This window comes from Micromonospora sp. DT81.3 (genome assembly GCF_049847225.1).
Classification (GTDB): domain Bacteria; phylum Actinomycetota; class Actinomycetes; order Actinomycetales; family Microbacteriaceae; genus Microbacterium.
Map to the genome: position 1 here is coordinate 14962 of NZ_JBNCNY010000012.1, position 13629 is coordinate 28590.

Consider the following 13629-nt stretch of genomic DNA (forward strand, 5'->3'; position numbering starts at 1 on the left):
GACTTGGGGGGTGATCGACCCCGTTGTGCTCCGCGATGACCCCGAGCTCGTCAAGCGCTCCCAGGTGGCGCGCGGACACTCGCCCGAGACCGTGGATGCCGCGCTCGCGGCGGATCGCGAGCGGCGATCTGCCATCTCGGCCTATGAAGAGCTGCGTGCGGAGCAGAACGCGTTCGGCAAGACGGTCGCCGCCGCGCCCAAGGAGGAGAAGGCCGCCCTGGTGGCCGCGGTGAAGGGCCTCGCCGAGCGCGTGAAGGCCGCCCAGCAGGCGGCATCCGAAGCGGAAGAGGCGGCACGCGCGGCATTCGTCCGCATCGAGAACATCGTGATCGACGGTGTCCCGGCCGGCGGCGAGGACGACTTCGTGGAGCTGCGCCGGGTCGGCGACATCCCGTCGTTCGACTTCCAGCCCCTCGACCACCTGGCCCTCGGCGAGAAGCTCAAGGCGATCGACATGGAGCGCGGCGCGAAGGTGTCCGGTGCCCGGTTCTACTTCCTGCGGGGGATCGGGGCGCGGCTCGAGATCGCGCTGATGAACCTCGCCCTCGACCGTGCGCTCGAGGCCGGGTTCGTGCCGATGATCACCCCCACGCTCGTGCGTCCCGAGATCATGCAGGGCACCGGATTCCTCGGCGAGCACGCAGAAGAGGTCTACCACCTTCCCGCCGACGACCTCTACCTCGTCGGCACGAGCGAGGTGGCGCTCGCCGGGTACCACAAGGACGAGATCCTCGACCTAGCCGACGGTCCGCTCCGCTACGCCGGCTGGTCGACGTGCTATCGCCGGGAGGCCGGCTCGCACGGCAAGGACACCCGTGGCATCATCCGGGTGCACCAGTTCAACAAGCTCGAGATGTTCGTCTACACGACGCCCGAAGACGCCGAGGCCGAGCACGAGCGCCTGCTCGGGCTGCAGGAGGGCATGCTCCAGTCGCTGGGCCTGGCGTACCGCGTCATCGACATCGCGGCCGGAGACCTCGGATCCAGCGCGGCCCGCAAGTACGACGTCGAGGCATGGGTGCCGACGCAGCAGGCCTTCCGCGAGCTCACCTCCACGTCGAACTGCACGACCTTCCAGTCACGCCGGCTCGACATCCGCCACCGCCCCCCGCTCGAAGAAGGCGGCGTCGGAAGGACCACCCCCGTGGCGACCCTGAACGGAACGCTCGCCACCACGCGCTGGATCGTCGCGATCCTCGAGACCCACCAGCGCGCCGACGGCTCCGTCGTCGTGCCCGAGGTGCTGCGCCCGTATCTCGGCGGGCTCGAGGTCCTGGAGCCGGCCGCGTGAGCCTGCCCGAGACGGGCGAGGTCGAGGTCACCACGCCGGCGGATGCCGCCGAAGTCGTCGAAGAGGTCGTCGAGGAGATCGCGGAGGAGGGCGGCGACCGGCTGCTGATCGTGCTCGACATCGATGGGACCGTGCTGCTCGAGGACGAGACCCTCAGCCCCGGTGTCGTCGAGGCGGTGCAGGATGCCGGCGACGCTGGTCATGAGGTCATGATCGCCACCGGCCGCAGCTGGGCCGGCACGGAGAAGACGCTCCAGGCGCTCGACATCCGGCCCGAGTACGTCGTGTGCTCGAACGGCGCCGTCGTGATGAAGCGCGAGGGCGACGCATACGTGCGGGCGCATACTGAGACCTTCGATGCCACTCAGGTGCTCAACCTGCTGCGCGAGCATCTGCCGAACGCCAAGTACATGGTCGAGCGGGAGGACGGCGAGCGGCTTTACACCGACTTCATCGACGACTGGAATCTGTCGGCGGCGCATCGCGTGCCGTTCGAGGATCTGATCGGGCTGCCCGTTTCCCGCGTCGTGGTCGTCTCTCCGGGTCACGACGAAGAGGACTTCTCGCGGCTGGTGGAGGACATCGGCCTGAACCACGTGTCGTACGCCATCGGCTGGACCGCTTGGCTCGACATCGCCCCGCAGGGAGTCGACAAGGGCACCGCGCTGGAACTCGTGCGGGAGTGGCTCGACATGCCACCCGCCGACGTGCTCGTGATCGGCGACGGCCGCAACGACCTCGGCATGTTCGCGTGGGCTCGGCGCAACGGCGGGCGCGCGATCGCGATGGCGCAGGGTCCGCAGGAGGTTCTGGATGCCGCGAGCGAGACCACCGCGTCTGTGCAGGAGGGCGGCGTGGCCGCGGCGCTGCGTGCGCTTTCTCAGCGCTGACCTGGTACTCAGCGCCTGTCCAGCCGTTCCTGCAAGAATGACATCTGACCGCGTCGGCTAGACTCGACGCCTGTTCGACGGATGCACAGCATCCGCCGGGAGGGTTGTCCGAGCGGCCGATGGACCTGGTCTTGAAAACCAGTGGGCAGCAATGTCCCGTGGGTTCGAATCCCACACCCTCCGCAGTGCGCCCCCGAGGAGATCCGAGTGAGTGACACGTCCAAGGCACCCCGCCGCGGCCGCCAGACGGTGGCGCGCCACGGGGCGCTGAAGTCACCGCATCCGCTCGGCCAGCTCGCGAAGATCATTGCGATCTGCCTCTCGGTGGTGCTGGTGAGCGGCCTCGGCGTCGCCACCTACCTCGCGTACGACCTCACCGCGACGTTCTCGGCGGATGCCGTGGAGCTCGAGGGTCAGGAGGCGCCGCCGCCGAACATCGGCGAGATCGAGGGCGGCGTGAACCTGTTCGTCGCGGGGACCGACGCCTGCGAGCCCGATTACGCCTACCTCTTCGGCGATCGGTGTGAGGGTCCGGATGCCGAGAGCGAGCTCAACGACGTCAACATGCTCGTGCACATCTCGGACGAGCCTCGGCGGGTCACGGTCATCAGCTTCCCGCGCGACCTGATGATGCCGATCCCCTCGTGCACAGCCGAGGACGGCAGCACGACCGGCGCGATGTCGAAGCAGCCGCTGAACTCGACGTTCAACTACGGCGGTCTGTCGTGCGCCGCAAAGGCGGTCTCCGAGCTCAGCGGGCAGAACATCCAATACGCGGCGTCCGTCACGTGGGGCGGTGTGATCGAGATCACCAACGCCATCGGCGGCGTCGATGTGTGTGTCGCCAACGGCATCTACGACCCGAACACCGGTCTGGACCTCGACCCCGGCATCCACACGGTGGCAGGCATTGAGGCCCTGCAGTTCCTGCGCACGCGCAAGGGCGTCGGTGACGGCAGCGACCTCGGTCGCATCAGCAACCAGCAGCAGTACATGTCGCGCCTCGCGCGCAAGCTCGTCAGCGAAGAGGTGCTCACCAACCCGACGATGCTGCTCAAGCTGGCGCGAACGGCGATCGAGAACGTCGACCCGAGCACGAGCCTGACCAATCCGCTGACGCTCGTGCAGATCGCGCTCGCCCTCAAGAACGTGCCGTTCGAGGAGATCGTGTTCGTGCAGTATCCGACGCTCACCGATCCGGACAACATAAACCACGTCGTGCCGAACTACGAGGCCGCGGACGCGCTTTGGGCGGCGCTCGCGGCGAACCAGCCGCTGCAGCTGACGGGCGAGGCGGGCGTGAACGACGGCGTGACCGTCGTCGAGCCCACCGCGCCTCCGGTCGAACCGACGCAGCCGACCACCGAGCCGACCCCGGGCGCAACGGTCGCGCCGGCGCCCACCGAGACGGCGATCGCGCTGCCCCCGGAGATCTCCGGCTCGACCGCCGCGCAGGAGACCTGCTCGAACGGCAACGTGCGCTGACCGGCGGCTTTCGCTGCGGTGCCGGGGACCGCGGCCGTTCGCTCCTGCCGCGTCGAGCGGTTAGTATTGCAGGGCGCATCCGCTCGTTCGCGGGCAGGATGCCTGGAGACGTCGCATAGTTCGGCCTAGTGCACCACCCTGCTAAGGTGGAGACCCCTTAAGGGGTCCGAGGGTTCAAATCCCTCCGTCTCCGCCAACAGAAGTCGTGATCAGAGCGACTTTTCATCGGCGCTGATCTCGGTGATTGCGGCTCGCAGATTGGCATCGCTGATCGTCCGTGCGTACTCAGTGCGTACCGGGTCGGAATCAAGGTGCTTGATCGCCGCCATTTCCTGCCCTTCGCCCAACACGTGCGCGTAAACCCGCAACGTCGTGGACGCGTTGTTGTGCCCGAGCCACTGTGCGACCTGGTGCACGGGGATGCCGGCGCGCAGCCAGTTGGATGCGGCGTAATGACGCAGGTCGTGGATCGTGTGTCCAAAGGAAGTCTCGGTCCATTTCACGTAGCGCCGAAACAAACCCCCGCGCAACTGCCTACCCGTTTTCGAAACGAACAGGTACTCGGTCGGAGCGCGTTCACCTGCCCGATTTCGCGCCAGTTCGTAAGCCCGGGCCGTGAGTGGAACGCGACGAGACTTCCGCGTCTTCGTCCCCTTCTCGGCGTATCCATCCGACTGCGCGCGTGTAACGCGAAGTGCAGGGAAGGGCACGTCCTGAACGTGGTGAATCCGAGTCGCGCGCAACTCCGACCAGCGCAGCCCCGTGAGACTCAGAAACTCCGTGACCTCGGCCATTCCAGGATTGACTTCCGTCTGGGTGGCGAGCGTCTGCGCGAGTTCGGCGTCAGTGAACGCGTTGACCTCATCCGGCCCGTCGTCCGCTTGCTCACCCGAAGGCATGGGAACTGCTCGGACGGGATTACGTGCCCGCATCCGCTCCCGGACTGCGTACTGGAACAAGGCACTCAGAGTCGTCCGGGCCCTGGACACCGTGGAGTGGGCCTTCGTCCCCAATTGGGCGGTGAGGTGGTTCAGGATGTCGCGCTCGGAGATGGCGCTGATAGGGAGGTTGTCCCATGTCGCGGGCGTGTTAGCAAGATTGTCGCGGTCGGTGCGCCAGGTGTGCGGCACGACCTGTCCGCGTCGAGACTCGAGGAACTCATCGACAACCTCACCGAATGGCTTCGTCCCCTGGTTGGGCGGAACGAACTCACCAAACTGAATCGCTCGATACTGCTCTCGCTCCCAAGCCTCTGCGTCCGGCTTTCGCCCGAAGGTTTGGTACGCGACAATCCGGCCGTTCAGCTTGATTCGAACGCCATAGCGCCAGGCGCCGGAACTCGAGCGCCGGCGCTCGATGCTCATGGCTCCAGCCCCGCGAGCCGGTGGATGTCGGCGCGCCGATAGAGGCGGCGGTGTTCGGTCAGCGTGATCGGCTCGACCGGAGCATGGCCAGCGAGGGCCAGAGCGCGGAGCGTCGTGCGATGAATACCAAGGCGCGCGGCGGCCTCGGACTCTGAGTAGAACAGGCACTCGAGTCGTTCTGCTACGGGAGCTGACTGCGCGCGTCGCGGTTGACGGGTCGAGCTGCCAAAGTCGGTTCTCCGGGTATTGGTCACGGCCCGTCCCTTCTATGCGCCCGCCGGTCGACCAGCGTTGAAGTTCATGCCAGACAGGCGACCAGCCTTGCGCGCTTCGATGATCCATGCGGAAGCGGTGCGGTGGGGAATTCCGAGTTCGCGCTGGATAAGGCGTGCCGGAGGAAGGCTGGACAAGGCGGCCGCGCCATAGAGAAGCTCGATGGCCTCCATGCGAGCATCGCTTGACCCGCGTCGGACGACTTCTTCGGCGAGCGCGGGAGGGAGAATTCGACCTTTGGCCGTGGTTAGGGCATTGAGGCTGATCCAGGTGGCGAACGGATCCGATTCGTCGTCCAGCGTGAGGAAGATGCAGTTGGGCGCTGCGGCCTGAACGATGCCCTGCATGCGCACTTTCGCAACCGTCGGGTAGTTGATCTCGACTTCCGCGCGAACGGATCGATTGGTAACGGCATCGATCACGTAGCGACCCTGCGCTGCCGCGTACCGAACATCGAGCGACGTGTCCACTCCGAGGCCTTCGTCTGTACTTCGCGCACGGAAGGCGGGAGCAATACGCAGCACCGACCCGACCGACTGAGTGGCACGTTCCCACGTCACATCCTTGCCATCGAGTGTCTTCACGTCGACCTTCACCTCCTTAGTTTGTCTAACCGCACCGCGCTTCCGCATTGGCTCTTGGCAAGCGTATCATTTAGTGCTTCGCTAAGGTAGAACCAATTTTGAGATAGACAAGGAGGTTCCAGTGATTACCGTGTATACGACCGGCTTCGAGTGCGTGCAATGCAGGATGACCAAGCAGGTCCTGACCTCGGCGGGACTCGAGTTCGCCGACATCAATCTCACCGACCCCGCCAACGCTCTGGCCCGCGACTACGTGACGGACGACCTCGGCTACTCGCAAGCGCCCGTCGTCGTGGTCGATGAGAACGACCACTGGTCCGGGTTCCGTCCAGACCTCATTGATCGGCTCGCCGCGAGCATTGGGGCGAGGTCGTGAACCCGCGGTCGACTCCGGTCTCGGGTGAGACCCTTGCCGAGGCGGGGGAGCGCATCCGAGCGGCGTGCCCCATCCAGGGCGCGACCGCCACCAACGACGAATGCCGCAACCGCAGCGACCTGATTGACGAGACCCTTCAGGCCCGTGGCGTGCAGTCCGGTGTTCATGCCTGGCACACCGCACAGCTTGACGATGGGCACATTGCCGGCGTCTTTGCGAACTCACTGGAGGAGGCCGAACTCGACCTCACCATCTGGTGGGGCGAGCGTTGCCACTGGGTTGTCGCCGATCCGCATTGCCGGGTGTTCCATGAGTACTTCCCAAAGCGCAAGCGCTCGGCAGCGACTGCGAACACCCGATTCCCGCTCGGACCGCCGCGACGTGCCCGCGACCAGTTCGCACCCACGCAGTCGCTCCTCGAGGGCTCGTCGGCGCCGCCAGCATCTCGTCAGGCGGGGCTCGGCTGAGGAGGCCCGAGATGGCGAACGACGACGAAATCGCGCGCGAATCGGAAGACATCCGCCTGCAGATCGCGCACGCCCGCGCGGCCCTGTACGACCGCGCGAAGCTGCAGCGCGAAGCTCGACGGCAGTACGCGCGGGAGTACTACGCGAAACACCGCGAGGAGCACGCCGATTATCAGCGGCAGCGTCGTGCGGCGCAGCGCGAGAAGGATCCGGACGCGTACCGCAGGAAGAGCAGGGAGCGCAACCAGCGCTGGCGCGACGGTCACAAGGAGGAGGTCAATGCGAAGATCCGCGCGAAGTATCACGCCGACCCCGAGAAGCACCGTCAGCGGCGTCGAGAGGAGTATGCCGCGAACCCGGAGGAAAATCGGGCGCGCCGACGGGAGTACTACGCGAAGAACCGCGAGAAGCAGAACGCTGCGCACCGTATCTGGCGGGACCGGGAGAAGCGTCGCCGCGAAGCAGGACTTCCTCCGCGCCGATTACACACCACGCGCCGCGAGGAGCGCCTCGCAAACACTGCGGCAGCAAATGCGTTCTTCGACCGAGTGTGGACCGCGCGAGAACTGGTTCAAGCACATAAGTCGATCCAAACGTCACGGCAACTCTGGGCGGAGTGGAAGCGCGACTGCCTGAGAGCCCGCGCCGCCTACCACCTCGCCGAGCAGAAGGAAGAGCTCGCACGGCTCCGCAAGGAACTGGGCCGCGCGCGGACCGGACCGAAACCGAAGTCCGGACCGACAAAGGAGGAGATCGAGGAAGCACGACTGGAGGCAATCGGACGCCAGGTCAACGAGCGCCTCCGACACCGAGAGCCGCCACGTCGACCACATCACCTCGACCCCGCAGCCCCGCATCCGATGCTGCAGCCGAATCAGACGACGGGAATGAACCGATGACCACCACGACGAGCGAAGGACCGAACATGATCGATCGGTCGGACTGCGAGGCGACCCTCTACCGACTTGCGGTCTGCGCCTTCACCTACTATCCCGGGAAGGAAACCGACGAACCCGGATACTCCGTCGACGAAGACGTCGACTGGTGCCTCGCCCCGCTCGCCGGGGCAGCGATGGCCTCAACGATCGGCTCGCGCCGAAGCATCCGCGAATTGATCACAAATGCGGATGCCGATCGCCAGGCTTTCATCGTGCGCCTGCGTGAGCTGGCTGACGGCTGAGACGCGACCATGCGCCTCGCGGGTGTCTTCCTGGCCGGCCATCGTAGCTCCGCCGGCGGGCTCCGGCAGGGCTTTCGCGACGTATCCTCCCTCGCTTCGCTCAGTCCGGTACTTCACGGTCCCTGCCTGCGCGCGCCTCTGTCGCTCTCGATGCCACTTGCCAGGAGGCACCCAGAGCAGTCAGGGCAGAAGTGATGAACAAGGAGGTCGAAACATGAAAACCATCACCGGATGGGATCAGCTGGAAGACGCGGTAGACCGGCTCGCGCACGTCCTCGAGGGGCTGCTCGACGGTCCAGGGGAATTGATCTGCAGCCTGCAGTTCGACGAGGCTGAGGCGCTCGCCGAGGTGCTCGACGCGGGATTGCATCCCGATGTGGCCGCGCGACTCATGCATCGCTGGGCGCTGACCGAGCCGGACTGGGACGACGAGCACGGCGATGTCGTCCGGCGGTGGCTAATGACCGATCTCGGAGCCTGAAGCAAGTTCGACGAGGGTGAGAGCCGGCACGTGTCGGATGCCGCGAGGACAGTGGACGAAGAAGGAAACTTGCCTCTGGGAGTCGATCATGAACGAGCAGGTCATCGTAGTGCTGGCGCTTGCAGCGGCCGCGGTCTGCAGCGGATGCGTTCTGCTGACGGTGCCCGTGATTGCCGGCGCCGCGCTTCGCGGGAACATCCGAGGGATGTTGCGGACCACGGGCCTCGCGATCGTGCTCACGGTTCTCGCACTCGCGGCGTTCGCCGTGGTCGGGGTGGAAGCCGGCGGCTACTTGGGTATTTCCTGACCGATTGCTCTTGTCATCGTGATATGCCGCGGTCGGGTTGAGCGGGAGAGCTGACCGGAGCGGCGACGTCTTCTCGGTTCGCTGGTTCGACAGGGACTGCTCTGCGCAGCTCAATGAGTTGCTCCGCGAGGCTCGCCTCGGCCGCGGGTCGGGCAAGCGAGTCGAGAGGCAGCGACAGCCGGGGGAGCACCTCGTTGAGTGCGACCTCGTGCAGCTCGATCAAGAGCTCGCCGAGCGGCCGGGGTGCTTGGGGGGACGCCATCACGTAGTCGGTCATCGCCCGCAGCTCCGACATCCACCGCATGGCGAACCCGCTGGTCATCGAAGTGGCCTGTTCGCGAACAAGCGCGCGGGTTGCCCCGGTGAATCGCTCGGGTGCGGTTCGCTCGGCATCGAATCGAGCCGCCCCCTCGCGTCCGATGACGGTCAGTCTGTCCACGGATGGTGTCGTCTCCAGCTCGCCGACAAGTGCGCGGGTGCTGTTCCAGTCGCCATCGTGATCCTCCACGCTTGTGAAGCGCGATGCGCGACCTGCCCGTGCGTCGAGGAGGTAGCGGGATGCTGTCGCCAGAAGGCTCTCCGCCCTCGGCGTGGCCGCAACGACGACGCGCGTCGTAAATCCGTCGCGAGCGAATAGGTCGGCTGTCGCCAGAGCCACCCTCGGCGTGTGGAACGGACCGTCGACTAGGAGCGACCTCCCTGCGGTACGTGCATGCCTGAGGCAGCTCCGCACCCAGGCAGCACTCGCCTCCGCCAGAATCTGCGGCGCTTCCGCCAACCGAGACCGGTTGAGCGCGAGGAAGTGTGGGTGGAACACCCGGAGGTCGTCTCCGCTCAGCACGACCATGTCGGCGGGTGACTCCGCGAGCACACCGGCAGTTGCTCGAGATCTGCCGGCGCCAGGTTGCCCCGCAAGGAGCACCAGCGTCGGCGCCGCCGACGAAGATGCCGCGGGAAAAACGATTGGAAGGATCTGCTGCTCGAAGATGCGCCGCAGCTCCTCGTCGGACGGCACCCATCCGCTCATCACAGCGGCCCCGAGAGTGTCGCGATCCGCTCTTCGAAAGCGACTCGAGCGGCGTTGACTCCGTCGCGGTCGTACCCATCTACCTGGAAGAGCTGGCGGCGGATCGAGGCCGCTTCGGAGTGAACTTGACTCGGCAAGATCGCGCCGTCGCCTGATAGGCGCAACAGCAGCGCGATCGCGGTGTTGGCAGCATCACGCATCGCTTCGTACGCGACGACATCGTTCGGTCGCCATGCTGATCGCTGCTCGATCATCAAGCCTCCCTCGTGAAGTCTATTGGCGCGTCACAATGGAGACTGGGGACGGGAGGGGTCGTTTGACGGCGCTCCCTGGCGACTCAGTCGTCCGCGGTTGGTAAGGAGGCCTCCTCCCCGGGCAACGAGCAGCCAGGGTCAGTGGCGGCTAGGCCAGTCTCGTGAGTGCCGCTAGCCCAGATCTGCGCGCAAGGGATCCCCCAGCGTGCACTCGCACTCGGGACCGACTGCTCCTGGCCCACGCCAGGGCAGTGACACGCTAACTCTGCGGCCGATTGTAGGATCCCGGCGCCGCCCACCCAGGACTAACCCAAGGCGCGCGCTGCTGATCGGCGAGGACTGGAGCCACCCCTACGTCCTTGGACAGTGCTTCCCGAGCCTGCGTTAGGTGCGCTGGGGGGCCGGCTTTTTCGCAGAGCCACACGCCGTCGAACGGTTCCAAGGCCAGTTTTCCACGGTCCTCTTCGGCCGGATGTGTATCTGGTGCAAGAACCAGCCAGGAGGTCGCTCCAAGCGGCATCTTGCAATACGAACGCGTCATCCGTGTCGCTATTTGGGAGGGTTCGGGCGCTTGGAGCCACTTGTCAAAGTCCACCCCTCCCCCCGCACTGGGAAGTGTGTCGCCTGGGACCACCTGCAGGCGACACACACTTCCCGGCGGCACCAGACCCGCGCTCAGACGGCGGCGAGGGCGTGGCTGTTCACGGGGCGCGGTAGACCGTAGTGTTCGCGCAGGGTGCGGCCGGTGTACTCGGTGCGGAACAGGCCGCGGTCCTGCAGGATCGGCACGACTTTCGCCGTGAACACCTCCAGGCCTGACGGCAGCACCGCGGGCATGATGTTGAACCCGTCGGCAGCTCCCGTCTCAAACCACTCCTGGATGGTGTCGGCGACCTGCACCGGCGTGCCCGTGAACGTTCGGTGGCCGCGCCCGCCGCCGAGCCGCCCGATCAGCTCGCGTACCGTGAGGTTCTCACGCCGCGCCAGCTCCACGATCAGCGTGTAGCGGCTCTTGGCGCCCTCGATCTCGTCCTCGTCGGGCAGATCATCGGGCAGGGGCCGGTCGAGCGGAAGCGCCTCGGGGTCGATGTGCAGCGTCTTCGCCAGCTGAATCCGCGCATACTCCGGCGCGATGAGGCGATCGAGTTCGGCATCCAGTTGCCGCGCCTCGGTCTCGGTGTCGCCGATCACCGGCACGATGCCGGGCAGGATCTTCACCAGCTCGGGATCGCGGCCATGCTCGACGACGCGACGCTTGACGTCCTCATAGAACGCGCGCGCCTCTTCGATCGTCGGCTGCGCGGTGAACACGGCCTCCGCCCAGCGGGCGGCGAACTCCTTGCCGTTCTCGCTCGACCCGGCCTGCACCAGGAGGGGATACGCCTGAGGGCTGCGGGGCACGTTGAGCGGACCGGCCACCCGGAAGTGTTCACCCTCATGCCGGATGACGTGCACCTTCTCGGGCAGGGTGTGCACCCCTGCCGCTTTGTCGGCGATGGTCGCGTCGTCCTCCCACGAGTCCCAGAGCTTCGTCGCGACCTCGAGAAACTCGGATGCCCGCGCGTACCGGTCGCTATGCAGCGGCTGGTCGTCCAGCCCGAAATTGCGGGCAGCCGCCTCACCGGCCGTCGTCACGATGTTCCAGCCCGCTCGCCCGTCGGACACCCAGTCCACCGAAGACAGTCGGCGGGCGAGATTGTACGGCTCGTTGTACGAGGTCGATGCGGTGGCGATCAGCCCGATCCGAGAGGTGGTTGCGGCCAGCGCGGTGAGCAGGATGGTCGGCTCGATCCTCCCGGATGGCCGGCGGCCGACGTCGCCGAAGAGCGACGGCCCGTCCGCAAGGAAGAGGGAGTCGAACTTCGCATCCTCCGCTATGCGCGCGAGGCGCTCGTGGTAGGCCACGTCGAGGTGCGCGTAGGGGTCGGATTCGGGCAGGCGCCAGGACGCCTCGTGGTGACCGGTGTCGTGCAGGAAAAGGTTGAAGTGCAGCTTTCGAGTGGTCATTAGGACTCCTCCGTGTTCTGGGTCGGGGTGGTGTCATTCTCGACGCCGAGGGCCGCAAGCAGCTGCTGGCGATAGTGGGGGAAAACGGGATGGTTGGCCGTGCGGCCGACCGGGAGGTCGATGCGCAGGTCCAGGGAGAACCGCCCCTGGTCGATGACCAGCACACGGTCGGCGAGCAGCACGGCCTCGTCGACGTCGTGCGTGACGAGCAGAACCGCGGGGCCATGCACTCGCAGCAGAGTGCGCAGGAGCCCGTGCATCCGGATGCGCGTGAGCGCGTCGAGGGCGCCGAAGGGTTCGTCGGCGAGCAGAAGCTGAGGCTCGCTCACGAGCGACCGAGCCAGCGCCGCGCGCTGCTGCTCTCCGCCCGAGAGCTCATGCGGCCAGGCGCGCTCGCGGCCGGCGAGGCCGACCTCGGCGAGGGCGTTCCGCCCCCGCCTGCGGGCCGCCGCACCTCGTTGCCCGAGCACGACGTTGTCGAGCACGCGCAACCAAGGCAGCAGGCGTGAATCCTGGAACACCAGGGACACCCGCCGGGGAACGAGCACCTCACCCGAGCCGTCGACGGTGTCATCGAGCCCGGCCACCGCTCGCAGCAGCGTGCTCTTGCCCGATCCGCTCCGCCCGATCAGGGCGACGAATTCGCCGCGGGCGATCTCGAGATCGATGCCGTCCAGCACGTCCCGATCTCCGAAAGAGCGCCGCAGGCTCTCAACCCGCAGAGCCGAGGTCAGCTCGCGAATGTGCGCCGCCATGACAGCACCTTCCTCTCCAGCAGCCGAACCAGCGCGTCAGAGGTGAAGCCGAATACGCCGTAGACGACGAGGCCGACGAGAATGATGTCGGACTGCGCGTACAGCTGGGCCTGCGACATCATGTAGCCGATGCCGGAGGTCGCGTTGATGGTCTCGACGACGATCAGCGCCATCCACGACCCGACCACCGCCAGGCGGAATCCGACGAAGAAGCCCGGTAGCGCACCGGGCGCGAGTACCCACCGCACGTATTGCCAGCGGGTGAGGCTGAGGGACTCAGCCAGCTCGATGTGCTTGCTGTCGATGCCGGTCAGGGCGCTGTAGGTATTGATGTAGATCGGGACGAGCACGCCCAGGGCGACGATTGTCACCTTGAACTCCTCGCCAATGCCCAGCCAGAGGATGAGCAGGGGAATGAGCGCGAGGGTCGGGATGGCGCGCTTGACCTGCAGGGTGCCGTCGACCAGCGACTCACCCAGGCGGGTGAGGCCTGCGACAATCGCAAGGACGACGCCTGCGACGGTGCCCAGGACGAGCCCGGTGGCGGCGCGTCCCAGAGATGCCCCCACGTGTTCGCCGAGCGTGCCGTCTGCGATGAGAGTCCACGCCGTGCCGGCGACGGCGTCTGGTCCAGTGAGGAGTCTCGGGTCCAGCAGACCGACCCACGCCGCGGCCTGCCACACGAGGATGACCAGGAGCGGGCCGAGAAGCCGAGAACCGGGTAGCGAGCGGCGGCGTCCGAGCCGCCGCCGCCGCGACTGCGGGACGATCCCCACCCCCTGCTCAGAACGTGCGGTCGCGGCATCGGGAGCAGGGGCGGCCGCCCTCTTCACGGGCCTGGTGAGTACGGCCGCGCCGGCGGGGCGTTCGCTCAGTGTCTCGGCCATC

The 13629-nt window shown here is 66.6% G+C and carries 17 protein-coding genes and 2 tRNA genes; 11 read left to right on the forward strand and 8 right to left on the reverse strand.

Annotated elements, in window-relative coordinates; genetic code table 11:
• Window positions 1–10: 10 nt before the first annotated feature.
• From serS to ACPW96_RS20105, 5 genes are all read left to right on the forward strand, one after another.
• Complete coding sequence (gene serS, locus ACPW96_RS20085; RefSeq protein WP_425885226.1) at window positions 11–1291, forward strand: serine--tRNA ligase; 1281 nt, start codon at window positions 11–13, stop codon at window positions 1289–1291.
• The gene (locus tag ACPW96_RS20090) at window positions 1288–2181 is read left to right on the forward strand and encodes an HAD family hydrolase (RefSeq protein WP_425821794.1); all 894 of its coding nucleotides are present in this window, start codon (window positions 1288–1290) and stop codon (window positions 2179–2181) included. Before serS ends, ACPW96_RS20090 begins: the two co-directional genes overlap by 4 nt.
• 98 nt (window positions 2182–2279) lie before the next feature.
• Window positions 2280–2364: transfer RNA gene (locus ACPW96_RS20095), tRNA-Ser, on the forward strand.
• 24 nt (window positions 2365–2388) lie between these two features.
• Window positions 2389–3666, forward strand: coding sequence for an LCP family protein (locus ACPW96_RS20100; RefSeq protein WP_425885227.1), 1278 nt, complete (start codon window positions 2389–2391; stop codon window positions 3664–3666).
• A gap of 104 nt (window positions 3667–3770) precedes the next feature.
• Window positions 3771–3862, forward strand: a tRNA-Ser gene (locus tag ACPW96_RS20105).
• 13 nt (window positions 3863–3875) lie between these two features.
• Here the strand turns inward: ACPW96_RS20105 and ACPW96_RS20110 are convergent.
• Genes ACPW96_RS20110 through ACPW96_RS20120 form a run of 3 tightly spaced genes read right to left on the reverse strand, consistent with a single transcriptional unit; the run spans window position 3876 to window position 5899 of the window.
• Window positions 3876–5030 (reverse strand): tyrosine-type recombinase/integrase, encoded by a 1155-nt coding sequence (locus tag ACPW96_RS20110; RefSeq protein ID WP_425885228.1) that lies wholly within the window; start codon window positions 5028–5030, stop codon window positions 3876–3878.
• Window positions 5027–5284, reverse strand: coding sequence for a hypothetical protein (locus ACPW96_RS20115; RefSeq protein ID WP_425885229.1), 258 nt, complete (start codon window positions 5282–5284; stop codon window positions 5027–5029). Before ACPW96_RS20115 ends, ACPW96_RS20110 begins: the two co-directional genes overlap by 4 nt.
• Before the next feature lie 12 nt (window positions 5285–5296).
• Window positions 5297–5899 carry a hypothetical protein gene (locus tag ACPW96_RS20120; RefSeq protein ID WP_425885230.1) on the reverse strand — a complete coding sequence of 201 codons (603 nt, stop codon included), beginning with the start codon at window positions 5897–5899 and terminating at the stop codon, window positions 5297–5299.
• A gap of 109 nt (window positions 5900–6008) precedes the next feature.
• Here ACPW96_RS20120 and ACPW96_RS20125 point away from each other — a divergent pair, with 109 nt between their 5' ends.
• The 6 genes from ACPW96_RS20125 (at window position 6009) to ACPW96_RS20150 (ending at window position 8698) form a co-directional block, all read left to right on the forward strand.
• A complete protein-coding gene (locus ACPW96_RS20125) occupies window positions 6009–6263 on the forward strand; it encodes a glutaredoxin domain-containing protein (protein ID WP_425885231.1) in 255 nt (84 codons plus the stop codon).
• Window positions 6260–6730, forward strand: a complete 471-nt coding sequence (locus tag ACPW96_RS20130) for a hypothetical protein (RefSeq protein ID WP_425885232.1) — start codon at window positions 6260–6262, stop codon at window positions 6728–6730. Before ACPW96_RS20125 ends, ACPW96_RS20130 begins: the two co-directional genes overlap by 4 nt.
• 11 nt (window positions 6731–6741) lie before the next feature.
• Complete coding sequence (locus ACPW96_RS20135) at window positions 6742–7629, forward strand: hypothetical protein (protein WP_425885234.1); 888 nt, start codon at window positions 6742–6744, stop codon at window positions 7627–7629.
• Window positions 7626–7910: a hypothetical protein gene (locus tag ACPW96_RS20140; RefSeq protein ID WP_425885236.1), complete on the forward strand. Its 285-nt coding sequence runs from the start codon at window positions 7626–7628 to the stop codon at window positions 7908–7910. Before ACPW96_RS20135 ends, ACPW96_RS20140 begins: the two co-directional genes overlap by 4 nt.
• Window positions 7911–8124: 214 nt before the next feature.
• Window positions 8125–8391: a hypothetical protein gene (locus ACPW96_RS20145; protein ID WP_425885238.1), complete on the forward strand. Its 267-nt coding sequence runs from the start codon at window positions 8125–8127 to the stop codon at window positions 8389–8391.
• Between the two features lie 88 nt (window positions 8392–8479).
• Window positions 8480–8698: a hypothetical protein gene (locus tag ACPW96_RS20150; protein ID WP_425885239.1), complete on the forward strand. Its 219-nt coding sequence runs from the start codon at window positions 8480–8482 to the stop codon at window positions 8696–8698.
• Window positions 8699–8711: 13 nt separating this feature from the next.
• Here ACPW96_RS20150 and ACPW96_RS20155 read toward each other — a convergent pair whose 3' ends face one another.
• From ACPW96_RS20155 to ACPW96_RS20175, 5 genes are all read right to left on the reverse strand, one after another.
• Entirely contained in the window at window positions 8712–9713 is a 1002-nt protein-coding gene (locus tag ACPW96_RS20155) for a zeta toxin family protein (RefSeq protein WP_425885241.1), read from the reverse strand.
• An 11-nt stretch (window positions 9714–9724) separates the two neighbouring features.
• Window positions 9725–9979: a hypothetical protein gene (locus ACPW96_RS20160; RefSeq protein WP_425885242.1), complete on the reverse strand. Its 255-nt coding sequence runs from the start codon at window positions 9977–9979 to the stop codon at window positions 9725–9727.
• 675 nt (window positions 9980–10654) lie between these two features.
• Window positions 10655–11986: an LLM class flavin-dependent oxidoreductase gene (locus ACPW96_RS20165; protein ID WP_425885244.1), complete on the reverse strand. Its 1332-nt coding sequence runs from the start codon at window positions 11984–11986 to the stop codon at window positions 10655–10657.
• Window positions 11986–12741 (reverse strand): ABC transporter ATP-binding protein, encoded by a 756-nt coding sequence (locus ACPW96_RS20170; RefSeq protein ID WP_425885246.1) that lies wholly within the window; start codon window positions 12739–12741, stop codon window positions 11986–11988. Before ACPW96_RS20170 ends, ACPW96_RS20165 begins: the two co-directional genes overlap by 1 nt.
• A complete protein-coding gene (locus ACPW96_RS20175; RefSeq protein WP_425885247.1) occupies window positions 12717–13628 on the reverse strand; it encodes an ABC transporter permease in 912 nt (303 codons plus the stop codon). Before ACPW96_RS20175 ends, ACPW96_RS20170 begins: the two co-directional genes overlap by 25 nt.
• Between the last annotated feature and the right edge of the window lies 1 nt (window position 13629).

Bases quoted from the DNA above. Each gene is read 5' to 3' on its own strand.
- ACPW96_RS20110 (WP_425885228.1), bottom strand. From the start codon at position 5,030: ATGAGCATCGAGCGCCGGCGCTCGAGTTCCGGCGCCTGGCGCTATGGC.
- ACPW96_RS20165 (WP_425885244.1), bottom strand. From the start codon at position 11,986: ATGACCACTCGAAAGCTGCACTTCAACCTTTTCCTGCACGACACCGGT.
- ACPW96_RS20135 (WP_425885234.1), top strand. From the start codon at position 6,742: ATGGCGAACGACGACGAAATCGCGCGCGAATCGGAAGACATCCGCCTG.
- ACPW96_RS20170 (WP_425885246.1), bottom strand. From the start codon at position 12,741: ATGGCGGCGCACATTCGCGAGCTGACCTCGGCTCTGCGGGTTGAGAGC.
- ACPW96_RS20140 (WP_425885236.1), top strand. From the start codon at position 7,626: ATGACCACCACGACGAGCGAAGGACCGAACATGATCGATCGGTCGGAC.
- ACPW96_RS20160 (WP_425885242.1), bottom strand. From the start codon at position 9,979: ATGATCGAGCAGCGATCAGCATGGCGACCGAACGATGTCGTCGCGTAC.
- ACPW96_RS20150 (WP_425885239.1), top strand. From the start codon at position 8,480: ATGAACGAGCAGGTCATCGTAGTGCTGGCGCTTGCAGCGGCCGCGGTC.
- ACPW96_RS20145 (WP_425885238.1), top strand. From the start codon at position 8,125: ATGAAAACCATCACCGGATGGGATCAGCTGGAAGACGCGGTAGACCGG.
- ACPW96_RS20175 (WP_425885247.1), bottom strand. From the start codon at position 13,628: ATGGCCGAGACACTGAGCGAACGCCCCGCCGGCGCGGCCGTACTCACC.